Genomic DNA, 21,346 nt, shown 5'->3' with positions numbered 1-21,346 from the left:
CCTGCCGGGGTCTGCCCTCCCGGGTTGTCTGGGGGGTGGCGTGTTATCTCCCCCGCCCCCCCGCCCCACGTCCACCCACCCGCCCCACCCCCACCCCCACCCCCACCCCCACCCCCGCGATCTTGCGCTTTCGGTCGCGGTTTTGCGTGGGATGCCCCTTGTGTCGCGGCAGAAAGTGCAAGATCGCGCGGCGGGGACCCGGGGGATCCGGGGATCGGGCTAGCGGGTTGGGGTTATTTTTTCGTCGCCGGCCAGGCGGCCGGACTCGCGGGCGCGTTGCAGGTCGCCGTTTTGGAGCAGGTCTTCCAGCGCTCGGTTTGCGTCACTGGCGCGGTAGACGGTTGCGGTAAGCGTGTGCCGGCGCAGCTCGGTGACCTCCCGTGGCCCACCCCGGCGCAGCTCGGCCAGCAGCTCGCGGGTCAACGGCGCTAGGTCGGGCTCCCCTGCCACGTCGACAGTCGCGCCCGCCGGGTCGGACGGGTCACGCAAGCGCACGTCGAGGTCCGCGCCGGCTGCCCAGAGCGCGTCGCGGACCGCCTCCAGGCTCCGGTCCGAGCGACTGCCGAACGCGACCACACCGGCCGCCTCGCCGTCCGGCAGCACCGGCGCCACCTCGGCGACAAGCGGGAACCCGGCGGCGACAAGAGCATCGCGGGCGCGGGCGCCGGCGTGCAGCAGCACCTCTCCGGTACGGCCGTTGGCGGCGGCGGTGAGCAGCTGCGGGGTCACGGCGTCGGGCAGGTCCAGGAAGCTGAACAGCGGTGACCCCGCCGCCCCGGCCGCCTTCAGCGCGACCGGCAGCTGCTGCGGAGCGCCGGGCAGCAGGTGCACTGTGACCTCGGCGGGCAACTCCGCCTCGACCGGGCCGAGCCGGGTCGGCAGTTCAGGCGTGCCGTCGGCCAGCACCAACACCGTGACCCGACGGCCGCGTACCTGATCGGCGTGGGCGGCGACCACCCGCAGCGCGGCCTGGGCGCTCCCGCCGTCGGCCCCGGCCCACACCAGTGCCACGGTGGCCCGCCGGGAGCGTTGCAGGGCCGCGGGCAGCCAGGTCGTCAACTGGCGGACCAGCAGCTCGCGGAGGAAGTCGGTGGTCCGGTCGGTCGGCATCGGTCCGTTCTACCCTACGGGCGGTCAGGCCGGGACGGAGATCCCCACGCCACCCCGGGTCTGCCCGCCGTAGCGCTGCTGTTCGGCAGCCAGATCGAGCCGGCCGATGCGCTTGCGGGCGGCCAGCGTCGCGTCGTCGAGCCGGTCGGCGGGGACCAGCCAGACCACCTCGAACTCCAGGCCGTCCGGGTCCTGCCCGTAGAGGCTCTTTGTCGTGCCGTGGTCGGACGTGCCGACCAGCGCCCCGGCGGCGGCGAGCCGCTCGGCGGTCGCGGCCAACTCGTCGAGGGTGTCGACCTCCCACGCCAGGTGGTAGAGCCCGACGGTGGCGCGGCCGGCCGTCGACCGCCCGGCGCCGGCGCCGATCTCGAACAGGCCGAGGTCGTGGTCGTTGGTGGAGTCGGGGGCCTGGAGGAAGGTGGCGCCCCGGAAGCCGTCCGGGGTCATCGCCACCGGGCGGAAGCCCAGCACGTCCCGGTAGAAGGCGACGCTGCGGGCGAGGTCACTGACGTAGAGGACCGCGTGGTTGAGCCTGTGGATTCCCATGACCCGAGGTTAGCCCCATTTAGTTGAGGGCTCAACTATTCCGGGTATGATGGTGGTCATGACCCGCTGGTTGGACCCTGACGAGCAGCGCACCTGGCGGGCGTTCCTCACCGCCTCCCGGGCGCTGATGGACACGCTCGACCGCGAGCTGCAACACGACGCGGGGATGCCGCACGCGTACTACGAGATCCTGGTCCGGCTCTCCGAGGCGTCCGGGCGCCAGTTACGGATGAGCGAGCTGGCCGAGCTGACCGGGTCGTCGCGCAGCAGGCTCTCGCACGCGGTGGCACGGCTGGAGGCGGCCGGCTGGGTGCGGCGCGAGGAGTGCCCCACCGACCGGCGCGGGCAGATCGCCCTGCTCACCGACGCCGGTTTCGCCACCCTCAGCGCCGCCGCACCCGGCCACGTCGAGGGGGTACGCCGCCACCTGTTCGACGCGCTGAGCCCGGCCCAGGTCGACCAGCTGCGCCGGATCAGCGAGACGCTGGCCGAGCACCTGACAAGATCCTGACCGATCGACACCGGCGCGGGTCTTGTACTTAACGTCGTCGAATGAGCACGATGGGGCGTGTCCTCCGGCTTCGGCGAACTGACTGATCAGGCGCAGCACCTCGTGTCCGCTGGCGACCTCGCCGGTGCGCAGCGGCTGCTCGCCGACGCGCTCACCGACGCCGACCCACGCCCCGCCAACGCCACAGCCGAGTTGGCCGAGGCGGCAAGCCTCCAGGCGCGGGTGCTCGTCGCCCTCGGTGAGCCGCACTCCGCGCGGGGGTGGGCCGCCTTCACGTACGCCGCCACCACCCGGCTGCACGGCCGCTCCGACCCGCGTACGGTGGCCGCCGCGGCGACCCTGGCGGCGGTGCTGCACCGGGTCGGCAGCCACTCCCGCGCCGCCCGGCTCTACCAGGAAGTCATCATCGAGCTGACCGCACAGGACGGGCCGGAGTCGCTGCGGGTGCTCGCCGCGCACGCCGACCTGGCCACCGTCGAGTACGCCCGAGGCCAGTGCACGGTGGCCCGCGACCGACTCCAGGACGCCTGGGAGCTGCACCGCGAGGTGTACGGCGACGGGCACCCCAGCGGCATCAAGATGCTGGCTCGGCTCGGCGCCATGCAGCGCGACTGCGGGCAGTTCACCGAGGCGCACGACAACCTGGCGCTCGCCCGGGAGTTGTCCCGGCAGCACCTGCCCGCCGACGACCCGCTGGCCCAGCAGGTAGCGGCCCTGGCCCGGGCGGCGGCCAACCCCGACCACGTCTGCGCCGACGACGCACCCGTCGGTCGGGACGCCCCGCTGGTGCCGGCCGCCCGTCACCCGCCGCACGACAACGGGCCGCAGGACAACCGGCCGGTCGAATCCGGCTACCACCCGCCGGCGCCTCCGCCCGCCGCGCCGGAGCCGTCCGAGGCTTCGGTGCCCGACAGCACTTCAGCCGAGCCGGGCTACGGGGATGGTCACGGGTTCACCGACGCTCACGGGACGGTCAGCGGTGGTTCGGTGCCGAATCCCCGCGTCCCGGCTGACGAACCGGGCGGATCGACGGGCTTCCAGTGGCCACCGGAGTGGTCGGACGAGCCGACACCTCACTCGACCGGCACGCCGGTGCCGCCGTCAGTGGTCGGCTTCACCGGCAGCGCCGAAGAGGCAGCCGGCGTCTACCGGCTCCGCCAACCGGAGCAGCCCGCGGAGGAGTTCCCACCGGCGGAGTCGTACGCGCCGGACGATCCGTACCAGCCGGCGGAGCCGTACACGCCCTCTCGTCTCCTGCCGGTGCCGGTGCATCGGGCGGCGCCCCCGACGCGCAACCGGCTCCTGCCGATACTGGTGGCCGGCGTGGTCGTGGTGCTGCTGGGCACAGCAGCGGTGATCGCCGGCGTAGCCCGGGTCGGCGACGGTGACGACCAGCAGCCCAGAGCGGACAGCACCTCCCCCGGCGTCAGCTCGACGAGCACCGGCCCGCCGGCCTCGGGTACGCCGGCCACCGGCAGTGCGGCACCGGGCGGCGCCGCACCCACCGGCACGCCTCCGCCTCCGGCCGCGCCCGGCACTCCGCCGGGCTCGGTGGCCCTGCGCGACAACCGGGACAACATCGCCCTGCGCTGGACGTACCCGGCGGGCGGCGAGGGTCCGGTGGTCATCTCCGCCGGGCGGGCCGGGCAGGACAAGACCGCTATCGCCACGCTGCCGGCCGGCACCGACACCTACATCGTCTACGCGCTGAACCGCGCCAACGACTACTGCTTCACGGTGGCCGTCGTCTGGTCCACCGACTCCGTCGCGAGCGCAGACGAGGTCTGCACCCGCCGCCGCTGAAGCCGCACCCCGATGGGCAGGCGGCAGACAGCAGGCGGCACGACGCTCACCCAGCGTGATCGACACGCGTGCACCACTCGGTCGCACACTGTGATCGTCAGCCGAGCGCCCGTACCTTGATGGTGCGCCTTTGCTCTGCTTCAACCAACGCAACACCAACGCCGAACTGCAACAACGCCTCGGCTGCGTCACAGGACCCTGCGCAGCGCGGTGACTATCTGTGCCTGTTGCGCTGGTTGAAGCAGAGCAAAGGACTCGAACACCGTTCCGGCGGCTACCGCCGCATGTCACGGTCCGCCACGCGTCGGCCCTGGTCGTCCTCGGCCGGCAACGCCGGTAGCAGCAAACACACCCGCAGGCCCGGCGGGCCATCAACACCAGCACCGGCGGCGGCGTTGTCGGTGGCGTTGTCGGTGGCGTTGTCGGTGGCGTTGTCGGTGGCGTCGGCGCTGGTCAGGCTGATGGTGCCGCCAGCGCGGCGGACCAGCTCCCGCACGATGGCCAGGCCCAGGCCGGCCCCACCGTCGTCGCGGCCCCTCCCGTCGTCGAGCCGGGTGAACCGGTCGAAGACCCGGTCCCTGTCGGCCGCCGGAATGCCGGGGCCGTCGTCGGTCACCGTCACCAGGTGGTACGCCTCGTCCGGGCGCGGCACGGCAGCGAGCACGACGCTGACGTGCGCGTGCCGGACCGCGTTGTCGACCAGGTTGGCCAGGACCCTGCGCAGCTCGTCGGCGTTGCCGACCGTCCAGAGCGGGCCGGGCGGGGGCACGACCCGCACCGGCGGCGACGGATAGCGGGCGGCCACCTCGCTCAGCAGCGCCACCAGGTCCACAGGGCCGGTCCCCCGGGCCACCGGCGTCTCGTCCAGGCGGGCCAGCAACAGCAGGTCGTCGACAAGCCGGCTCAGCCGCTCGGTGTCGGCGAGCAGGTTGGCCGTCACCGCCGTCCAGTCCGTACGGTCGGCGAGCCGCTGCGCCACCTCCAGCTCCGTACGGATGTTGGTGAGCGGGCTGCGCAGCTCGTGCGCCGCGTCGGAGACGAACGCCCGCTGCCGGTCCCGGGCCGTCTCCAGGCGGTCCAGCATGCCGTTGAGGGTGACTGCCAGCCGGTGGATCTCGTCGGCGGACGCGGGCACCGGCAGGCGGCCGGCTCCGGCCCGCCCGGTGATCTCCTCGGCGCCTCGACGGAGCGCCTCCACCGGCCGCAGGGTGGCACCTACCACCCGCCACGCCACAGCGGCCAGTGCGGCCACCAGCAGCGGGAACGCCACCAGCAGGATGGTCCGCACCACGTGCGTGCTGTGCCGGACGTCGGCCATCGACCTGGCCACCAGCACGGTGAGCGGGTCAGCCGCGGTGCCGGCGGGTACGGCGACCACCCGCACCGGGCCGACGAGACCGACCCGCTCGGCGGGTGCCTCCAGCCGCTGCCTGCGGCCGGTGTCGAGTCGTTCCGGGCGGACCATCGGAACGAGCCGGTCCGCGTCGATCGAGGCGGCCCGGATGCGCCCCTGCGCGTCGATCACCTGGACCCGGACCTGACCGCCGGCCACCGGCAGCGGGTCGGGCAGCGCGTCCTCGGCGGCGAGCAGGGCGACCGCGTCGGCGGTCCGGAACGCCTCGGTGTCCACGCTCCGCTGGAGCACGTACCCGAGCGTGCCGAGCAGCACGACCCCGCCGAGGGCCAGCGCGACGGTGAGACCGAACACCCCGAGCGCCAGGAGCCGCCCCCGCAGGCCCAACGCCGGCAGCCGTCCGCCCCGGAGCCGACCGGCGTCCGGCGGGTCGGCGCGGGTCACGTCGCCAGCCGGTAGCCGGCGCCCCGGACCGTCTCCAGCCGGTCGCGGCCGAGCTTGCGACGCAGGTAGCCGACGTACACCTCGACCACGTTCGGCGCTGTCTCCAGGCTGGCGTCCCAGACGTGGTCCAGCAGCTCGATCTTGGACACGACCTGACCGGGCCGGCGCATCAGGTAGTCCAGCAGCGCGAACTCCCGAGCCGTCAACGTCACCTCGGCGTCGGCACGCGTGACCCGACGCCGGGCCGGGTCCAGTCGCAGGTCGCCGACAGTGAGGACCGTCGGGCGTTCCGGCGCTCCCCGGCGCAGCAGCGCCCGCAGGCGAGCCAGCAGCACCACGTACGAGAAGGGCTTGGTGAGGTAGTCGTCGGCGCCGCAGTCCAGTCCGTCGGCCTGGTCGTACTCGCCGTCCTTGGCGGAGAGCATGAGCACCGGCAGCCAGTGCTGCTCGGCGCGCAGCCGGCGGACCAGCTCGTAGCCGGAGAGCCCGGGCAGCATCACGTCGAGGATCATCGCGTCGTACCCGCCGTGCCGGGCGGCGTCCAGGCCGGCCGGGCCGGTCGCGGCCACGTCTACAGCGAACCCCTCCGCCTGAAGACCACGTTGCAGGGCGCCCGCCAGCCGGGCCTCGTCCTCCACCACCAACAGTCGCACCGCTCAAGGGTGCCACCTGGGTCAATGCCGGCGTCCTCAGCGCGTTCACAGGGGCCGGGGGGCAGGATGGTGGGCAGGAGGTGCCCACCATGTCCGTCCTGAGAAGCCGTCCCGTCCTGCGCTGGCTGGTCCCGGCGACCGCCGCTGTCGCCGTCATCGGCGGTGGCGCGGCCATCGGTACGTTCGCCGCCGAGGCCGAGCCGAGCCTGCCACCGCGTACCGCCGCTCAGCTCCTTGTCGACCTGCAGGAGTCCCGCCTCGAAGGGTTGTCCGGCACTGTCGTGCAGCGCGCCGACCTCGGCCTGCCGCCGCTGGCCGGGATGATCCCCGGCAACGACCTGACCACCCTGCTGACCGGTACGCACACACTGCGGGTCTGGTATTCCGGGCCGGAGCGGCAGCGGATCGCCCTGCTGGACACCCTCGGCGAACGGGACGTCATCCGCAACGGCCGGGACCTGTGGACCTGGGAGAGCCGAACCAACACGGCTCGGCACCGTACTCTCGGCGAGGCCGCGACCGCCGGAAAGCCGGCGCTCGACGCCGGGCCGAGCATGCCGGCCACGCCGCAGCAGGCCGCGGACCTGGCGTTGGGCGCGATCGACCCGAGCACCGAGGTGAGCGTGGGCCGCTCGGCCACCGTCGCCGGGCGCGACGCCTACGAGTTGGTGCTCCAGCCGCGCGACCGCGACTCGCTGGTGCACCAGCTGCGGATCGCCATCGACGCCAAGCAGCACGTGCCGCTGCGCTTCGAGGTGCTCGCCAAGGGCAGCGACCAGCCGGCGTTCGAGGTGGCCTTCACCCAGGTCGACTACCGGCAACCCGACGCCGACCAGTTCACATTCAACCCGCCGCCCGGGGTGACCGTGACGGAGGAGAACGACAAGCTGCCTGCCGCCGGCCGACCCGAGCACGCACAGCCGGCCGGTGACCCGCAGGTACGCGCCGAGGGCTCCGGCTGGGCCACAGTGCTTGTCGCCCGGCTGGACGGGGCGGCTGACGCCAAGCCGGGGGCGTCGAAGCCCGCCGCACCACCGGCTGGTGACGCGCCGGACATGTCGAAGTTGCTCGGCGGCCTGACGGCGGTCAGCGGCGACTGGGGCAGCGGTCGGCTGTTGACGAGCAAGTTGTTCAGTGTGCTGCTCACCGACGACGGGCGGGTGCTCGCCGGAGCGGTCACGCCGGAGCGGCTGTACCAGGTCGCTCGCGGCTGACATCAGCCGTGTGCTCGCGCCGGGTCGACCTCACGGTCGGCCCGGCGCTTCGTTGTGCGGGGCGTACCGGCCCGTCGGGCTTGGTGCGTGCCTACCGGACGCGCTATCTTCAACAATTCGGAAGGCACTAAAAAAGAACGGCTCATTAAAGCCGTTCTTGCACGACATTCTAATCTTTGGGGAGACGGCTTGTCAAGGCACTCCGGTGGTACCGGTGAATTGTCGCTCGACGACGAGATCGGCCGCGAGCAGGAGTACGTCTCGATGCTCTACGACCGGTTGGACGGGCTGCGTGAGCAGGCCGCCAACCGACTCACCGACGCGCTGCGCAGCACCGGCGGCACCCTCCAGGACCGTTCCCAGCGCGACAGTTCGGTAGCTATGTACGCCGACCAGGTCGAGCAGTTCTCGGCAGTGGAGAATGGCCTCTGTTTCGGCCGGCTCGACGGCGACGACGATTCCCGCCGCTACATCGGCCGGATTGGGATCTTCGACACCAGCGGTGACTACGACCCGCTGCTGATGGACTGGCGGGCCCCCGCCGCCCGAGCGTTCTACCTCGCCACCGCCGCCAACCCGCAGGGCGTACGCAGGCGTCGGCACCTGCGCACCCGGCAGCGCAAGGTGACCGGGCTCAACGACGAGGTGCTCGACATCGACAGCGCCTCCCCCGGCGCGCACGAGGAGTTGACAGGCGAGGCGTCACTGCTCGCCGCGTTGAACGCCGGCCGGACCGGCCGGATGCGCGACATCGTGGAGACCATCCAGGCCGAGCAGGACACCATCATCCGCGCCGACCTGCCCGGTGTGATGGTGGTCCAGGGCGGCCCGGGCACCGGCAAGACCGCTGTCGCGCTGCACCGGGCGGCGTACCTGCTCTACACACACCGCCGGGAGCTGTCCAGCCGCGGCGTGCTGCTTGTCGGCCCGAACGCGACGTTCCTGCGCTACATCTCGCAGGTGCTGCCGACGCTTGCCGAGACCGGCGTGCTGCTGCGTACCCAGGGTGATCTGTTTCCCGGGGTGAGCGCGCAACGGACGGAGCCGGCCGAGACGGCGGCGCTCAAGGGCCGGGCCGTGCTGGCCGAGGTGTTGGCGCTGGCGGTACGGGACCGGCAGTGGGTGCCGGACGAGCCGTTGGAGATCGAGGTCGAGCGGGAGGCGCTGACCCTCGACCCGGAGACCGTCCGGGCCGCCCGGGACCGGGTCCGCCGCGCCGACCGCCCACACAACCTGGCGCGGGCGCTCTTCGACGTGGAGATCGTGCACGCCCTCGCCGACCAGGTGGCCGAACGGATCGGCGCCGACCCGCTGGGCGGGGACAACCTGCTCGACGAGGCCGACCGCGCCGAGATCCGCAGGGAGTTGCGCGACGAGCCCGAGATCCGGGCCACCCTGGACCGGCTCTGGCCGGTGCTCACCCCACAGCGCCTGCTCGCCGACCTGTACGCCGACCCCGCCCGGATCGCCGCCGCCGCGCCGATGCTCACCGACGACGAGCGGGCGCTGCTGCACCGCGAGCCGGGTGGCTGGACGCCAGCGGACGTGCCGCTGCTGGACGAGGCCGCCGAACTGCTCGGCGAGGACGAGCGGGCCGCCGCCGCCCGCCGGGATCGCATCCGCCGGATGGAACGGGAGTACGCCGAGGGCGTGCTGGAGATCGCCCGGGGCTCCCGCTCGATCGACGTCGAGGACGAGGCCGAGGGCGGTGAGATCCTCGGCGTGACCGACCTGATCGACGCGGATCGGCTGCTGGAACGACAGGAGGAGGCCGACCGCCTGACCACCGCGCAGCGTGCCGCCGCCGACCGCAAGTGGGCGTTCGGGCACGTGATCGTGGATGAGGCGCAGGAATTGAGCCCCATGGCATGGCGGCTGCTGATGCGCCGCTGCCCGAGCCGGTCGATGACGATCGTCGGGGACGTGGCGCAGACCGGGGCGCTGAGCGGCACGCCGTCCTGGGCCGAGGCCCTCGCCCCGTACGTGGCGCAGCGGTGGCGGCTCACCGAGCTGACTGTGAGCTACCGGACGCCCGCCGAGATCATGGCGGTTGCCGCTGAGGTCCTCGCCGAGATCGACCCGGAGTTGCGGCCGCCGCGCTCGGTGCGGGAGAGCGGCGTACCGCCGTGGGACCGGGCGGTGCCCGACGAGCAGTTGCCGGCGGAGCTGGTGCGGGCAGCCACCCGCGAGGCCACCGACCTGGCCGAGGGCCGACTCGGCGTGATCGTGCCGGCCAGCCGGGTGGCCACGCTCGGTGCCGCGCTTACCGCCGCGCTGCCCGAGGCCGCAGTGGGCGAACACCCGGAGCTGGAGAGCCGGGTGGTGGTGCTGACCGTCGCGCAGGCCAAGGGCCTGGAGTTCGACTCGGTGCTCGTGGTCGACCCGGACCTGATGGTCGCCGAGTCGCCACGCGGCCGCAGCGACCTCTACGTAGCACTGACCCGAGCCACCCAACGCCTAGGAATCCTCCGCCTGGAGCGCTGACGCCCCCGCCCTCCCCGCTTTTCCCGGTCGATCATGAGGTTGACGTGGACTGTGACCTTCCACAGCCACGCCAACCTCATGATCAACTCATAAGGGGTGGGTTAGTCGTTTGTGGGCTTGGCTGGGCCGGTTGCCGACGTGGACTGGTCGCTTGTGGTGCCGCCCATCGGGGTGCTCAGGCCGCCGGTGGTGGCATCCCCGGTAGTCGTCGGGGCCACCTTGCCTGGGTGTCGCTCCGGCTGGCGGGCCACCCGTCGCACGCTCGCCGGGCCCGCCGTACCGCCCGTCGTGGTGATTGCGCCCTGACCCCGGGTGGGGCCACCGTCGCGCAGCACCGTCGGGTCGATCGGCTGGTGCGCCGGGTCGTACGGGTCGACCTCCTGGATCACCCGCTCCACGTCGGTACGGGGCAACGTCACCTCGTCGATGGCGCCCTTGCCGTACACGCCACCCGCGATCCGATCCTCGGCCTGGCGGGCGGCTTCCTGTCGCATGTCGTCCTCACGCACGTCCATCACCTCGCAGAAGCTGTGGAACTGACTGCGTGCCCGGCCACCGGCCCGGCAAACCCGCGTCGGCGGGCCGGAGGTCGTCCACCCCGGTTCACTACCTCGCCTCCTTCTGCAACGCCCTCCGGCTCGGGGTGAACCCTGGAAGTGCCGTCGTGAAGCCCAGTGGCCGCACGGACACCGGTATGAACATCGAAACGAAGATCGGGACGTACGCACCCTCCAGGCGCGGTACGACCTGAAGGTGATTCCGTACACCGTCGACGACGCGGAGATCATGCAGCGGGTCATCGACCTGGGTGTGGGCGGCATCATCACCGACGACCCGGACCTGTTGGTGAGCGTCGCGATCCGCAACGGCCTGCGCTGAGGCCCCGACCCGACCGCCGGCTGGGGATATTTCCGGCCGGCGGTCGGTGTTACCTGCTCACCGGCGTCGGGTAGTCGGGGGGTGTCCCCGCCGTGAACGCGAACCGTGCCGTGGCCGACACGCGGTAGCGGGGCGAGGGAACGCAGGTACGACTCATCGCATCCTGAGGAGGACCAGATGAGCACGCAGGCTGCTTCCACCAGGCCGATGAACCGGCCCATGAACGACCCGCAGAACCCCGCAGCGATGCGGAACACGCCGACGCAGCAGATGCCGGCCATGCACGACGGGCACCGGGAACAGATGCCGTCGCCGGGTACGGAGACCAAGCAGGCGTTCCTGACGACGGAATTCTGGGTCTACGCTGCCGCAGTCGCGCTGGTGGTGATCTCAGCGTTCTGGAAGGGCACCACCGCCAACGGGTTGAACATCAACAACCCGAACCAGGCGTGGTGGTTCCTGACCATCCTGACGGGTGGTTACCTGGTCAGCCGTGGTCTGTCGAAGGCTGGCTCCGCGCGCCGGTCCGGCCGGGAGCGCAGCAAGCGCTGACGTGGGTCAACAACAGACGTAGAGCAGGCAGTGGCCTCCGGGAGAATCTCCCGGAGGCCACTGTCGTGCGTGGACGCCTACTCTTCGAACCCGCCGAAGTCCCCGCCGAAGTCCTCACCGGCGTCGCCCTCGAAGGCGTCGCCGATCATCTCACCGGCGATCATGCCGCCGGCGACGCCGAGGGCCGCACCGGCAACCACGCCGCCCATGCCGACACCTCGGCCGTGGCCGTGCCCGTGGCTCTTGCCCGGCCCGTAGCCCTGAGGCCCGTAGCCCTGGGCGCGCAGGCTGCCGTAGCGGGAGGTGGTCTCGCGCAGCCAGCCGTCGACGACCTGCGCCCAGTCGACCTGGTCGGCGTCGGCGTGCGACACCTGGTAGCGGCCGAACGCGTCGTGCCCGGCGCTGAGGAAGCCACCGCGCTTGTCGCACTCAAGGATCACCTCGACGCCGTGCGGGCTGGTCACGAAGGTCAGCTCGACCTCCCTGATCGTGCTCGCGTACTGCGGCGCGGCGAAGAACTCGATCTCCTGGTAGAACGGCAGCGTCTGCTGCACACCCCGGATGTGGCCGCGCTCCAGGTCGGCGTGCTTGAACTGGAAACCGAGCCGCTGGAACGCCTCCAGGATCCGCTCGTGCACCGGCAGCGGGTGCACCGCCACCTGGTCCAGGTCGCTCTTGTCGACGGCACGGGCGATGGCCAGCTCGGTGCGCAGGCCCATCGTCATGCCGTGCAGGCGCTGGCCGTACACGTCGGTGATCGGGGTCTCCCACGGCACCGGCAGCTGGAACGGAATGGAGAGCTGCTGCTTGGGCGCGAGTTGGAGCGGGCCGCTGACGACCATGCGGTGGAACTCCAGCGTGCCCGAGTACTCCGCGTCGTGCCCTTCGACCTCGACCCGTGTCACCAGGCCGATGACGATCTGCTCGATGGCCGCCGGGGCGTCGCCGCCGACGAGGTTGACGTGTCCGTCGAGGGTCAGACCGGGGCGGGTGTTGGGGTTGGTCAGCACGGTGTCCACGCTGGGACCGCCGACGCCGAACGCGCTCAACATCTTCTTGAAGACCATCGGAACTCCTGTGCGACGGGCGACCGCTCCAGATTGGAGTCGGGCGTTGACTCGACGCGCACCTTATCCAGACGCGCTGTGAGGTGGCTGTGAAACGCGCGGCGTCCACGCTAGTCGATCATGGAGTTGTGGTGCCGGACGAAAGTGGCCGACAGGGGCAAGGCGCCCACCACAACTCCATGATCGACGGAGATGTCAGGCAGCGTCGACGATCACCAGCTCGCCTACCTGGTCGGCGATCGTGGTGCGGGCTTCGGGGGGTAGGCCTACGTCGGTTATCAGCACGTCGGCGGCCTCCAGCGGGGCGATCGTGGCGATGCCTATGGTCTCCCACTTGGTGTGGTCGGCGAGCACCACCAGCCGGCGGGCGGCGCCGATGAGGCACCTGTTGACGCCGGCCTCCAGCAGGTTGGGCGTGGTGAAGCCGGTACGCGGGCTGAGCCCGTGCACGCCCAGGAAGAGCAGGTCCACGTTGAGCGCGCTTATCGCCGCCTCGGCCACCGGCCCGGTCAGCGCGTCCGACGGTGTGCGGATGCCGCCTGTCAGCACCACTGTCTGGTCGGCGCGCGGGTTCTGGTAGAGCGCGTCGGCCACCGGGATCGAGTTCGTCACGACTGTCAGCCCGCGTACGTCGGAGATCAGCGTGGCAAGGGCGGCGGTGGTGGTGCCCGCGGACAGCGCGATGGCCATTCCCGGCTCCACCATCCTTGCCGCCCGCTCGGCGATGGCCCGCTTCTCCGCCTGCTGGCGGATCGACTTCGCGGCGAAGCCGGGCTCCTCGGCCGACCCAGGCCCGGCGAGCGTCGCACCGCCGTGCACCTTGTCGACGAGGCCACGCTCGGCGAGCACCTCAAGGTCACGCCGGATCGTCATGTCGGACACGCCGAACCGGCTGACCAGTTGGCTCACCCGTACACCGCCGCGCTGACGGATCAGATCGAGGATGGCGGTCTGCCGCTGCTGAGCGAGCATCCGGGGGACCTCCTTCGCGCCGTGGGTGTGGTCGGATCAGGCGTCGGCTCGATCTTCACGGATGACCGCCACCTCGCCGGCCGGCACCGTCAGCTCACCGGCACACACTGCCCCGGTCAGCAGCTCGGTGCCGCTCACCGGGACGCGTACCTCGGTGTCGGTGTGGTTGATCGCGAACAGCCAGCTGCGGTCGCCGTCGCGCCGGCGTACCACCTCCACCCCGCTCGGCGCCGGCACCGCCGGACGGACGCCTGCCTCGTCGAGCAGCCGGGCGACCAGCCGGTCGGTGGCGGGCTCGTCCAGCCGGGTGCCGACGTACCACGCCGCGCCCGCGCCGACCCGGTGCCGGGTCAGCGCCGGCACGCCGGGCAGAGGCCCATCGGTGTACGACGCCAGCACCTCGGCCCCGTCGGCGTGCAGCCACTCGGTCCACACGTCGGCAGTGCTGCCGTCGTCGAGCCGGACCTGCTCGCCCTCGCGCAGCGGGAAGAACTCCTCGGTCCGTACGCCAAGCAGTTCCCGGAACGCGCCCGGGTAGCCGCCCAGCCGGATGTGGTCGTTGTCGTCGACGATGCCGCTGAAGTAGGTGACCACGGCGGTGCCGCCCGCCTCGACGTACCGGTGCAGCGCGTCGACGTCGGCGTCGCGGACCAGGTAGAGGGTGGGTGCCAGGACCAGCCGGTAGCCGCTGAGATCCGCCGACGGGTGGACGATGTCGGCGGTCACCCCGGCCCGCCACAGCGCGCCGTACAGGGCGGCCAGCCGGTCGGCGTAGGTGACGTCGACGCTTGGGTGCGAATCCAACTCGACTGCCCACCACGCCTCGAAGTCGAACAGGATTGCCACGTCGGCGTCCACCCGGCTGCCGCGTACCTCGGCCAGGGCTTTGAGGTCCGCGCCGAGCTGGCAGACCTCGCGGAACACCTTGGTGTCCGGCCCGGCGTGTGGCACGAGCGCGGAGTGGAACTTCTCCGCGCCGGCCCGCGACGCGCGCCACTGGAAGAAGAGCACCCCGTCGGCGCCCCGTGCGACGTGCGCGAGGCTGTTGCGGCGCATCTGCCCGGGCAGTTTGGCCACGTTGCGGGGCTGCCAGTTGACAGCGCTCGTGGAGTGCTCCATCAGCAACCACGGCTCGCCGCCGGCCACTCCGCGGGTGTGGTCGGCGGCGAACGCCAGCCCGACGTGCGCCTGCGGATCGGCGGCGGCCAGGTAGTGGTCGTTGGACACGAGATCCACGTCGTTGGCCCAGGAGTGGTAGTCCATGTGCTTGACGTTCATGCCGATCATGAAATTCGTGGTGACCGGCTGCCGGACCAGCGTCTTGAGCAGCGCGCGTTCGGCGCGCAGCTGGGCGCGTTGCTCGTCGGAGGAGAACCGCAGGAAGTCGAGCTGCTGGGTGGGGTTGGCGAACGTCGGCGCGGTGCGCGGCGGGTTGATCTCGGCCCAGTCGCCGTACCGCTGGCTCCAGAACGCGGTGCCCCAGGCGTCGTTGAGCCGGCCCAGGTCGCCGTAGCGCTCGCGCAGCCAGCCGCGGAACGCCTCGGCCGTGACGTCGCAGTAGCAGTGCACGTTGTGGCAGCCCAGCTCGTTTGACACGTGCCACATCACCACCGCCGGATGCTCGGCGTACCGCTCGGCGGCGGCCCGCACCAGCTCCAGTGACCGCTCGCGGAACACGGGCGAGCTGGGGCAGTACGCCTGCCGCCCACCCGGCCAGAGGATTGTGCCGTCGGCCCTGCGGGGCAGCGTCTCCGGATGCGCGCGGGCCAGCCAGGGTGGTGGGCTGGCGGTGGCCGTGGCCAGGTCGACCTGGATTCCGCCGTCGTGCAGGAGGCCCAGCACCCGATCGAGCCAGCCGAACTCGAACCGGCCCGGAGTGGGCTCCAACAGCGCCCAGGAGAAGATGCCGACGGAGACCAGGTTGACCCCGGCCCGGCGCATCAGCTCGACGTCCTCGGACCAGGTCTCTTCGGGCCACTGCTCGGGGTTGTAGTCGCCGCCGAAATAGATGCCGTCACCGTGCCATCGCCGCATGACAGGTGAGGGTGCACCGGGGAACCCACGGAAGTCAACAGGTTCCAACATCGATTTCCTTTCCAACGTTTACCACGTAACGGCCGCATTACAACTGGGTTATCGAAGGCGAACTGCCCTCTTGACAGCGCCTGACGGAGAGGTAGCTTGAGGCCCCACTGGTCGTTCGTGTTCACCAATGTGGATTCTCGGTGAATCCCGATGTGTATTTCACGAGGCCGGTCGGTTCTCCACCTGACGGCCCTTGAGCGCAGCACCTCTTCATCCGCAGGAGGCACAGATGTCCCGTCCCCGATCCCAAGCCGAGTACCTCGCTCGGCTCGTACCGCCCTCCGTCGCCGGCATCAACCGACGCTCGCTGCTGGCCGGTGCGGCCGGCACCGGCGCGCTGCTCGGCGCCGGCCTGCTCGCCGGCTGCGGCGACGACTCCGGCTCCGGTGGGTCAAGCAAGGACGTGTCACTCGGCTCGAACCAGTCCGACCCGAAGCCCAAGGACGTCGTCGCCAAGATCGCCGACGGGTTCAAGACCTCGTCCGGCGTCCAGGTCGCAGTCAACACGGTCGACCACAACACGTTCCAGGAGAACATCAACAACTACCTTCAGGGCAAGCCGGACGACGTGTTCACCTGGTTCGCCGGCTACCGGATGCGCTTCTTCGCCTCCAAGGGCCTGGCCGGTGACATCAGCGACGTGTGGGGCAAGCTCTCCGGCTACTCCGACGCCTTCAAGAAGGCGTCCACGGGGGACGACGGCAAGCAGTACTTCGTCCCGGCGACTTACTACCCCTGGGCTGTCTTCTACCGCAAGTCGGTCTGGAAGCAGTACGGCTACCAGGTGCCCACGACCCTCGACCAGTTCACCGCACTCGGCGCGCAGATGAAGAGCGACGGCCTGACCCCGATCGCCTTCGCCGACAAGGACGGCTGGCCGGCGATGGGCACCTTCGACATCCTCAACCTGCGCATCAACGGCTACCAGTTCCACATCGACCTGATGGCCGGCAAGGAGGCCTGGACCTCCGACAAGGTCAAGAAGGTATTCGACACCTGGGCCGGCCTGCTCCCCCTGCACCAACCGGACAGCCTCGGCCGCACCTGGCAGGAGGCCGCGCAGTCGTTGCAGCAGAAGAAGAGCGGCATGTACCTGCTCGGCCTCTTCGTCGGTCAGCAGTTCAGCAACGAGGAGCAGGACGACCTCGACTTCTTCACCTTCCCGGAGATCGACCCGTCGATCGGCGCCAAGGCGCTGGACGCCCCGATCGACGGCTACATGATGGCCCGCAAGCCCAAGAACGAGGACAACGCCCGCAAGCTGCTGGAGTACCTCGGCAGCAAGGACCCCGCTGACATCACCGTCAAGAACGACCCGGCCACGCTCGTCGCCAACACGGGCGCGGACGTCAGCGGCTACACCGCGTTGCAGAAGAAGGCCGCCGAGCTGGTGGGCTCCGCCACCGAGATCGCCCAGTTCCTCGACCGGGACACCCGGCCGGACTTCGCCTCCACGGTGATCATCCCGGCGCTCCAGCAGTTCATCAAGAACCCGAAGGACATCGGCGGGCTCACCTCGTCCATCGAAAACCAGAAGAAGTCGATCTTCACTGACTGACGGCGGAAAGGGGAGGACAGATGTCCGACCTGCCCCTGATCCAAGCGGATCGCGCCGTGCCGCCGCCTGCGGCGACCCCCACCACTGGTGGTCGTCGCAGGCGGCTACGGCTCCTGTCCCGCACCGACCGCGTGGTCATCACGCTGATGGTGCTCGTCCCGCTGCTGCTCGTCACCGCCTTCGTCTGGCTGCCGGCGGCGGCCACAGTGGTGCTCTCCGGCACCAACTGGGACGGCATCGGCCCACTCAACGAAATCGAGTTCGTCGGCGCACGCAACTACAGCGACGTGGTGAACATCTACCCGCCGTTCGTGCCGGCGATCCAGAACAACCTGCTCTGGCTTGCGGTGCTGTTCCTGGTGGCCACCCCGTTCGGCATGTTCCTGGCCGTCCTGCTCGACAAGGAGCTGCGGGGCAGCCGGTTCTACCAGACCGCGCTCTACCTGCCCGTGGTGCTCTCGCTGGCCCTGATCGGCTTCGTCTGGCAGCTGCTCTACTCCCGCGACCAGGGGCTGATCAACGCCGTCTTCGGCAGCAGCATCGACTGGTACGGCGACTCGAACGTCAACATCTGGGCCGTCATGATCGCCTCCGGCTGGCGGCACGTCGGCTACATCATGCTGCTGTACCTGGCCGGGTTGAAGGGCGTCGACCCGTCGCTGCGGGAGGCCGCCGCCGTCGACGGCGCCTCGGAGAGCCGCACGTTCTTCCGGGTGGTGTTCCCGGTGTTGCGGCCGATCAACGTCATCGTGCTCGTGGTGACGGTGATCGAGTCGCTGCGCGCGTTCGACCTGGTCTGGGTGGTCAACAAGGGCCGCAACGGCTTGGAGCTGATCTCCGCGCTTGTCACCCAGAACGTCGTGGGTGAGGCGAGCCGGATCGGTTTCGGCTCGGCGCTGGCGACCATCATGCTCGTCGTCTCACTTGTCTTCATCACCATCTACCTGGCGACCGTGATGAGGGAGAACCGCCAATGAGCACCGCGACCGCGACCCGGCGTACGGGAGGCGAGGCCGACGCCGACGCCCCGGCCCCCCGCCGCAAGCTCACCCCGCTGCGGCTGCTGCTGCACGGCTTCCTCATCGCCGTCTCGCTGATCTGGCTCTTCCCGATCGCCTGGGCGGTGCTGACGTCGCTGCGCTCCTACGAGTACACCGCCGCCAACGGCTACGTCTCGTTCGGAGGCTGGACCTTCGACAACTACGTGACCGCCTGGCGGACGGCCGAGTTCGGCCAGCACTTCCTCAACTCGGTGTACATCACGGTGCCGGCGGTGCTGCTTACGCTCTTCCTCGCCTCGTGCGTGGCGTTCGTCATCGCCCGGTTCAGCTGGAAACTCAATCTCATCCTGCTGGGCGTGTTCACCGCCGCCAATCTGCTGCCCCAGCAGGCGCTGCTGATCCCGCTGTTCCGCCTCTACACCGAGGTGCCGCTGCCGGAGTTCATGAGCGACTCCGAACTGCTCTACGACAGCTACTGGGGTCTGATCCTGATCAATGTGGCGTTCCAGTGCGGGTTCTGCGTCTTCGTGCTCAGCAACTACATGAAGGCGCTGCCCCGCGACCTGTACGAGGCGGCGATGGTCGACGGGGCGAGCGTCTGGCGGCAGTACTGGCAGGTGACAATGCCGCTGTGCCGGCCGGCCCTGGCCGCGCTGGCCACGCTGGAGGTGACCTGGATCTACAACGAGTTCTTCTGGGCCACTGTGCTGATGCGTACCGGCGACAAGTTCCCGGTCACCAGCTCGCTCAACAACCTGCGCGGCCAGTTCTTCACCGACAACAACCTGGTCTCGGCGGGCAGCGTGCTCGTCGCGATCCCCACCCTTGTCATCTTCTTCATGCTCCAGCGACACTTCGTCCGGGGCCTGACCCTGGGAGCTTCCAAAGGATGACGATCCTGCACCTGCGCCGCGCGCGGACCAGCCTGGTGCTCGACGTACGCGGCCCAGGGCTGCCCCGGGTCGTGCACTGGGGTAGCGACGTCGGCGACCTCGACGCCGAAGGGCTGCGGCACCTCGTGGACGCGACAGTGCCGCCGGTGGTGCCGAGCAGCTTCGACGAGCCGCCGGTGCTGTCGCTGCTACCCGAACCGAGCGCCGGCTGGAGCGGCCGGCCGGGGCTGGCTGGGCACCGCGACGGACGGGACTGGTCGACAGCGTTCCACCTCGACGGGTTGGACGTTGACGACACCGGGACGGGCGCGGCGGGGCTTACCGTACGGGCGTCGGACCAGGCTGCCGGACTGTCGTTGACCATCGAGATCACGCTGGACCCGCACGGCCTGCTGACCGTTCGCCACGTGCTGCGCAACGACGGCGACGGCGCGTACGAGCTGCGGGAGCTGACGCCGGTGCTGCCGGTGCCGGCGGTCGCCACCGAACTGCTCGACCTGACCGGCCGGTGGTGCCGGGAGCGGTCCCCACAGCGGCACCCGTGGCAGTACGGCAGCTGGGTTCGCGAGGGTCGGCACGGGCGCACCGGGCACGACGCCACACTGCTTCTGGTCGCCGGCACCGCGGGGTTCGGCTTCGGTGACGGCGAGGTGTGGGCGGTGCACACCGCGTGGAGCGGTGACCACGTCACATTCGCCGAGCGTCACCCCACAGGTGTGTCGACGATCGGCGGCGGTGAACTGCTGGCCCCCGGCGAGATCCGGCTGGCCACCGGCGAGTCCTACACCACTCCCCTGCTCTACGCGGTGTGGTCCGACGCCGGGCTGGACGGTCTCAGCGACGTGCTGCACACCCACCTGCGGGCACGACCCGGGCATCCGCGCTCCCCCCGCCCGGTGACCCTCAACGTCTGGGAGGCCGTCTACTTCGACCACGACCTGGACCGGCTGCGTGCCCTTGCCGACCGGGCCGCGCAGATCGGGGTGGAACGGTTCGTGCTCGACGACGGCTGGTTCCGGGGCCGGCGCGACGACACCGCCGGGCTCGGCGACTGGTACGTCGACGAGGACGTGTGGCCGGACGGCCTGCAACCGCTCATCGACCACGTCACCGGTCGAGGGCTTCAGTTCGGCCTCTGGGTGGAACCGGAGATGGTCAACCCGGACTCCGACCTGTTCCGCGCGCACGCCGACTGGCTGCTGGCCGTGCCGGGGCGGCTGCCGCCGGCCTGGCGCAACCAGCAGGTGCTCGACCTGGCCCGCCCCGAGGCGTACGACTATGTGCTGGAACGCCTCGACGCGCTGCTCACGGCGCACCCCGGCATCGGTTACCTCAAGTGGGACCACAACCGGGATCTCACCGAGGCGGGGCATGACGGCCGTCCCGGGGTGCACGGGCAGACAGTGGCGGTCTACCGGCTCCTGGACGAGCTGCGCGACCGGCACCCCGGCGTGGAGATCGAGAGCTGTTCGTCCGGCGGCGCCCGCGTGGATCTGGCCGTCCTGGAACGTACCGACCGGGTCTGGGCCAGTGACTGCAACGACGCCCTGGAGCGGCTCAGCATCCAGCGGTGGACCGGCCTGCTGCTGCCGCCGGAGCTTGTCGGCACGCACATCGGCCCGGACCGTTCACACACGACGCACCGCGTGCACGACCTGGGGTTCCGGGCCGCCACAGCGCTGTTCGGCCACTCCGGCATCGAGTGGGACATCGCGTCGATAAGCGCTGCCGACCAGACCGAGTTGGCCGCCTGGGTGGCGCTGCACAAGCGGCTGCGCCCGCTGCTGCACACCGGCCGGGTGGTCCGGGTCGACCACCCGGACCACCCGGCCGTCTGGGCGCACGGCGTGGTCGCCCACGACAAGACCCGAGCGGTGTACGCGGTGGCGCGGCTGGCCACCTCGGTGGCGCAGATCCCGGGTGCGGTACGGCTGCCCGGCCTGGACCCGGACCGCCGTTACCTGGTCCGCCCGGTGCCGGACGTCCCGGCCCCGGCCACCATCAACCTCCGTCCGCCGGCCTGGCTGGGCGCGGGTGCCACGCTCAGCGGGGCAGCGCTGGCCCGGATCGGAGTGCAACTACCGGCGCTGCACCCGGAACAAAGCCTCGTCCTAGAAGTCACCCCCGCAGCAAGCTGAAACCCCCGCGCCCCCGCCGATCTTGCACTTTCTGCCTCGACTTTCGGCACCAAAGCCTCATATCCCCGACACAAACTGCAAG

General features: G+C 70.8%; 18 protein-coding genes. 10 read left to right on the top strand and 8 right to left on the bottom strand.

Annotation, left to right across the window (positions count from 1 at the left end):
- Window positions 1-219 precede the first annotated feature (219 nt).
- Entirely contained in the window at window positions 220-1,110 is an 891-nt protein-coding gene (locus tag ACPXB1_RS15075; protein ID WP_355632997.1) for a hypothetical protein, read from the bottom strand.
- Window positions 1,111-1,134: 24 nt separating this feature from the next.
- Window positions 1,135-1,656 (bottom strand): VOC family protein, encoded by a 522-nt coding sequence (locus ACPXB1_RS15070; protein WP_355597061.1) that lies wholly within the window; start codon window positions 1,654-1,656, stop codon window positions 1,135-1,137.
- Window positions 1,657-1,705: 49 nt separating this feature from the next.
- Here ACPXB1_RS15070 and ACPXB1_RS15065 point away from each other — a divergent pair, with 49 nt between their 5' ends.
- Both ACPXB1_RS15065 and ACPXB1_RS15060 read left to right on the top strand, forming a co-directional pair.
- Window positions 1,706-2,167 (top strand): MarR family winged helix-turn-helix transcriptional regulator, encoded by a 462-nt coding sequence (locus tag ACPXB1_RS15065; RefSeq protein WP_355597148.1) that lies wholly within the window; start codon window positions 1,706-1,708, stop codon window positions 2,165-2,167.
- Window positions 2,168-2,224: 57 nt separating this feature from the next.
- On the top strand, window positions 2,225-3,970 hold the full coding sequence (locus ACPXB1_RS15060) for a tetratricopeptide repeat protein (RefSeq protein WP_425735423.1): 1,746 nt from the start codon (window positions 2,225-2,227) through the stop codon (window positions 3,968-3,970).
- Window positions 3,971-4,244: 274 nt separating this feature from the next.
- Here ACPXB1_RS15060 and ACPXB1_RS15055 read toward each other — a convergent pair whose 3' ends face one another.
- Window positions 4,245-5,690: an ATP-binding protein gene (locus ACPXB1_RS15055; RefSeq protein WP_425735492.1), complete on the bottom strand. Its 1,446-nt coding sequence runs from the start codon at window positions 5,688-5,690 to the stop codon at window positions 4,245-4,247.
- Window positions 5,691-5,764: 74 nt separating this feature from the next.
- Entirely contained in the window at window positions 5,765-6,421 is a 657-nt protein-coding gene (locus ACPXB1_RS15050) for a response regulator transcription factor (protein WP_355597067.1), read from the bottom strand.
- An 89-nt stretch (window positions 6,422-6,510) separates the two neighbouring features.
- Between ACPXB1_RS15050 and ACPXB1_RS15045 the strand changes: the two genes are divergently transcribed.
- Both ACPXB1_RS15045 and ACPXB1_RS15040 read left to right on the top strand, forming a co-directional pair.
- Window positions 6,511-7,635, top strand: coding sequence for a LolA family protein (locus ACPXB1_RS15045; RefSeq protein WP_425735422.1), 1,125 nt, complete (start codon window positions 6,511-6,513; stop codon window positions 7,633-7,635).
- 264 nt (window positions 7,636-7,899) lie between these two features.
- Window positions 7,900-10,119 (top strand): HelD family protein, encoded by a 2,220-nt coding sequence (locus ACPXB1_RS15040; protein ID WP_425735491.1) that lies wholly within the window; start codon window positions 7,900-7,902, stop codon window positions 10,117-10,119.
- Between the two features lie 101 nt (window positions 10,120-10,220).
- Here ACPXB1_RS15040 and ACPXB1_RS15035 read toward each other — a convergent pair whose 3' ends face one another.
- Window positions 10,221-10,628 (bottom strand): hypothetical protein, encoded by a 408-nt coding sequence (locus ACPXB1_RS15035; RefSeq protein ID WP_355597073.1) that lies wholly within the window; start codon window positions 10,626-10,628, stop codon window positions 10,221-10,223.
- Window positions 10,629-10,659: 31 nt separating this feature from the next.
- On the opposite strand from ACPXB1_RS15035, the gene ACPXB1_RS15030 reads away from it, so the two are divergent.
- Window positions 10,660-10,998, top strand: coding sequence for a glycerophosphodiester phosphodiesterase family protein (locus ACPXB1_RS15030; RefSeq protein ID WP_425735490.1), 339 nt, complete (start codon window positions 10,660-10,662; stop codon window positions 10,996-10,998).
- A 219-nt stretch (window positions 10,999-11,217) separates the two neighbouring features.
- Window positions 11,218-11,550, top strand: coding sequence for a hypothetical protein (locus ACPXB1_RS15025; RefSeq protein WP_425735489.1), 333 nt, complete (start codon window positions 11,218-11,220; stop codon window positions 11,548-11,550).
- Between the two features lie 77 nt (window positions 11,551-11,627).
- On the opposite strand, the gene ACPXB1_RS15020 is transcribed toward ACPXB1_RS15025, so the two are convergent.
- The 3 genes from ACPXB1_RS15020 to ACPXB1_RS15010 all read right to left on the bottom strand — a co-directional run bounded on the left by ACPXB1_RS15020 (window position 11,628) and on the right by ACPXB1_RS15010 (window position 15,623).
- Window positions 11,628-12,617: a sporulation protein gene (locus ACPXB1_RS15020; protein WP_425735421.1), complete on the bottom strand. Its 990-nt coding sequence runs from the start codon at window positions 12,615-12,617 to the stop codon at window positions 11,628-11,630.
- Between the two features lie 195 nt (window positions 12,618-12,812).
- A complete protein-coding gene (locus tag ACPXB1_RS15015; RefSeq protein ID WP_355597077.1) occupies window positions 12,813-13,589 on the bottom strand; it encodes a DeoR/GlpR family DNA-binding transcription regulator in 777 nt (258 codons plus the stop codon).
- A gap of 36 nt (window positions 13,590-13,625) precedes the next feature.
- A complete protein-coding gene (locus ACPXB1_RS15010) occupies window positions 13,626-15,623 on the bottom strand; it encodes a beta-galactosidase (RefSeq protein ID WP_355632837.1) in 1,998 nt (665 codons plus the stop codon).
- A 280-nt stretch (window positions 15,624-15,903) separates the two neighbouring features.
- Between ACPXB1_RS15010 and ACPXB1_RS15005 the strand changes: the two genes are divergently transcribed.
- Genes ACPXB1_RS15005 through ACPXB1_RS14990 form a run of 4 tightly spaced genes read left to right on the top strand, consistent with a single transcriptional unit; the run spans window position 15,904 to window position 21,264 of the window.
- Window positions 15,904-17,232, top strand: a complete 1,329-nt coding sequence (locus ACPXB1_RS15005) for an ABC transporter substrate-binding protein (protein WP_425735420.1) — start codon at window positions 15,904-15,906, stop codon at window positions 17,230-17,232.
- Window positions 17,233-17,252: 20 nt separating this feature from the next.
- The gene (locus tag ACPXB1_RS15000) at window positions 17,253-18,209 is read left to right on the top strand and encodes a carbohydrate ABC transporter permease (RefSeq protein ID WP_355597083.1); all 957 of its coding nucleotides are present in this window, start codon (window positions 17,253-17,255) and stop codon (window positions 18,207-18,209) included.
- Window positions 18,206-19,126 carry a carbohydrate ABC transporter permease gene (locus ACPXB1_RS14995; protein ID WP_355597085.1) on the top strand — a complete coding sequence of 307 codons (921 nt, stop codon included), beginning with the start codon at window positions 18,206-18,208 and terminating at the stop codon, window positions 19,124-19,126. The genes ACPXB1_RS15000 and ACPXB1_RS14995 overlap by 4 nt, the downstream gene beginning before the upstream one ends.
- Complete coding sequence (locus ACPXB1_RS14990; RefSeq protein ID WP_425735419.1) at window positions 19,123-21,264, top strand: alpha-galactosidase; 2,142 nt, start codon at window positions 19,123-19,125, stop codon at window positions 21,262-21,264. The genes ACPXB1_RS14995 and ACPXB1_RS14990 overlap by 4 nt, the downstream gene beginning before the upstream one ends.
- Window positions 21,265-21,346: the final 82 nt, after the last annotated feature.

It is taken from the genome of Micromonospora sp. DT68 (assembly GCF_049847245.1).
GTDB lineage: Bacteria > Actinomycetota > Actinomycetes > Mycobacteriales > Micromonosporaceae > Micromonospora > Micromonospora profundi.
The sequence above is the reverse complement of the archived record's forward strand: the minus strand, read 5'-3'. Positions and strand labels throughout refer to the sequence as shown.

Excerpts from the sequence above, each read along its gene's own strand:
- ACPXB1_RS15075 (WP_355632997.1), bottom strand. The coding sequence starts at position 1,110 with ATGCCGACCGACCGGACCACCGACTTCCTCCGCGAGCTGCTGGTCCGC.
- ACPXB1_RS15070 (WP_355597061.1), bottom strand. The coding sequence starts at position 1,656 with ATGGGAATCCACAGGCTCAACCACGCGGTCCTCTACGTCAGTGACCTC.
- ACPXB1_RS15065 (WP_355597148.1), top strand. The coding sequence starts at position 1,706 with ATGGTGGTCATGACCCGCTGGTTGGACCCTGACGAGCAGCGCACCTGG.
- ACPXB1_RS15045 (WP_425735422.1), top strand. The coding sequence starts at position 6,511 with ATGTCCGTCCTGAGAAGCCGTCCCGTCCTGCGCTGGCTGGTCCCGGCG.
- ACPXB1_RS15040 (WP_425735491.1), top strand. The coding sequence starts at position 7,900 with ATGCTCTACGACCGGTTGGACGGGCTGCGTGAGCAGGCCGCCAACCGA.
- ACPXB1_RS15025 (WP_425735489.1), top strand. The coding sequence starts at position 11,218 with ATGAACGACCCGCAGAACCCCGCAGCGATGCGGAACACGCCGACGCAG.
- ACPXB1_RS15020 (WP_425735421.1), bottom strand. The coding sequence starts at position 12,617 with ATGGTCTTCAAGAAGATGTTGAGCGCGTTCGGCGTCGGCGGTCCCAGC.
- ACPXB1_RS15015 (WP_355597077.1), bottom strand. The coding sequence starts at position 13,589 with ATGCTCGCTCAGCAGCGGCAGACCGCCATCCTCGATCTGATCCGTCAG.
- ACPXB1_RS15010 (WP_355632837.1), bottom strand. The coding sequence starts at position 15,623 with ATGCGGCGATGGCACGGTGACGGCATCTATTTCGGCGGCGACTACAAC.
- ACPXB1_RS15005 (WP_425735420.1), top strand. The coding sequence starts at position 15,904 with ATGTCCCGTCCCCGATCCCAAGCCGAGTACCTCGCTCGGCTCGTACCG.
- ACPXB1_RS15000 (WP_355597083.1), top strand. The coding sequence starts at position 17,253 with ATGTCCGACCTGCCCCTGATCCAAGCGGATCGCGCCGTGCCGCCGCCT.
- ACPXB1_RS14995 (WP_355597085.1), top strand. The coding sequence starts at position 18,206 with ATGAGCACCGCGACCGCGACCCGGCGTACGGGAGGCGAGGCCGACGCC.
- ACPXB1_RS14990 (WP_425735419.1), top strand. The coding sequence starts at position 19,123 with ATGACGATCCTGCACCTGCGCCGCGCGCGGACCAGCCTGGTGCTCGAC.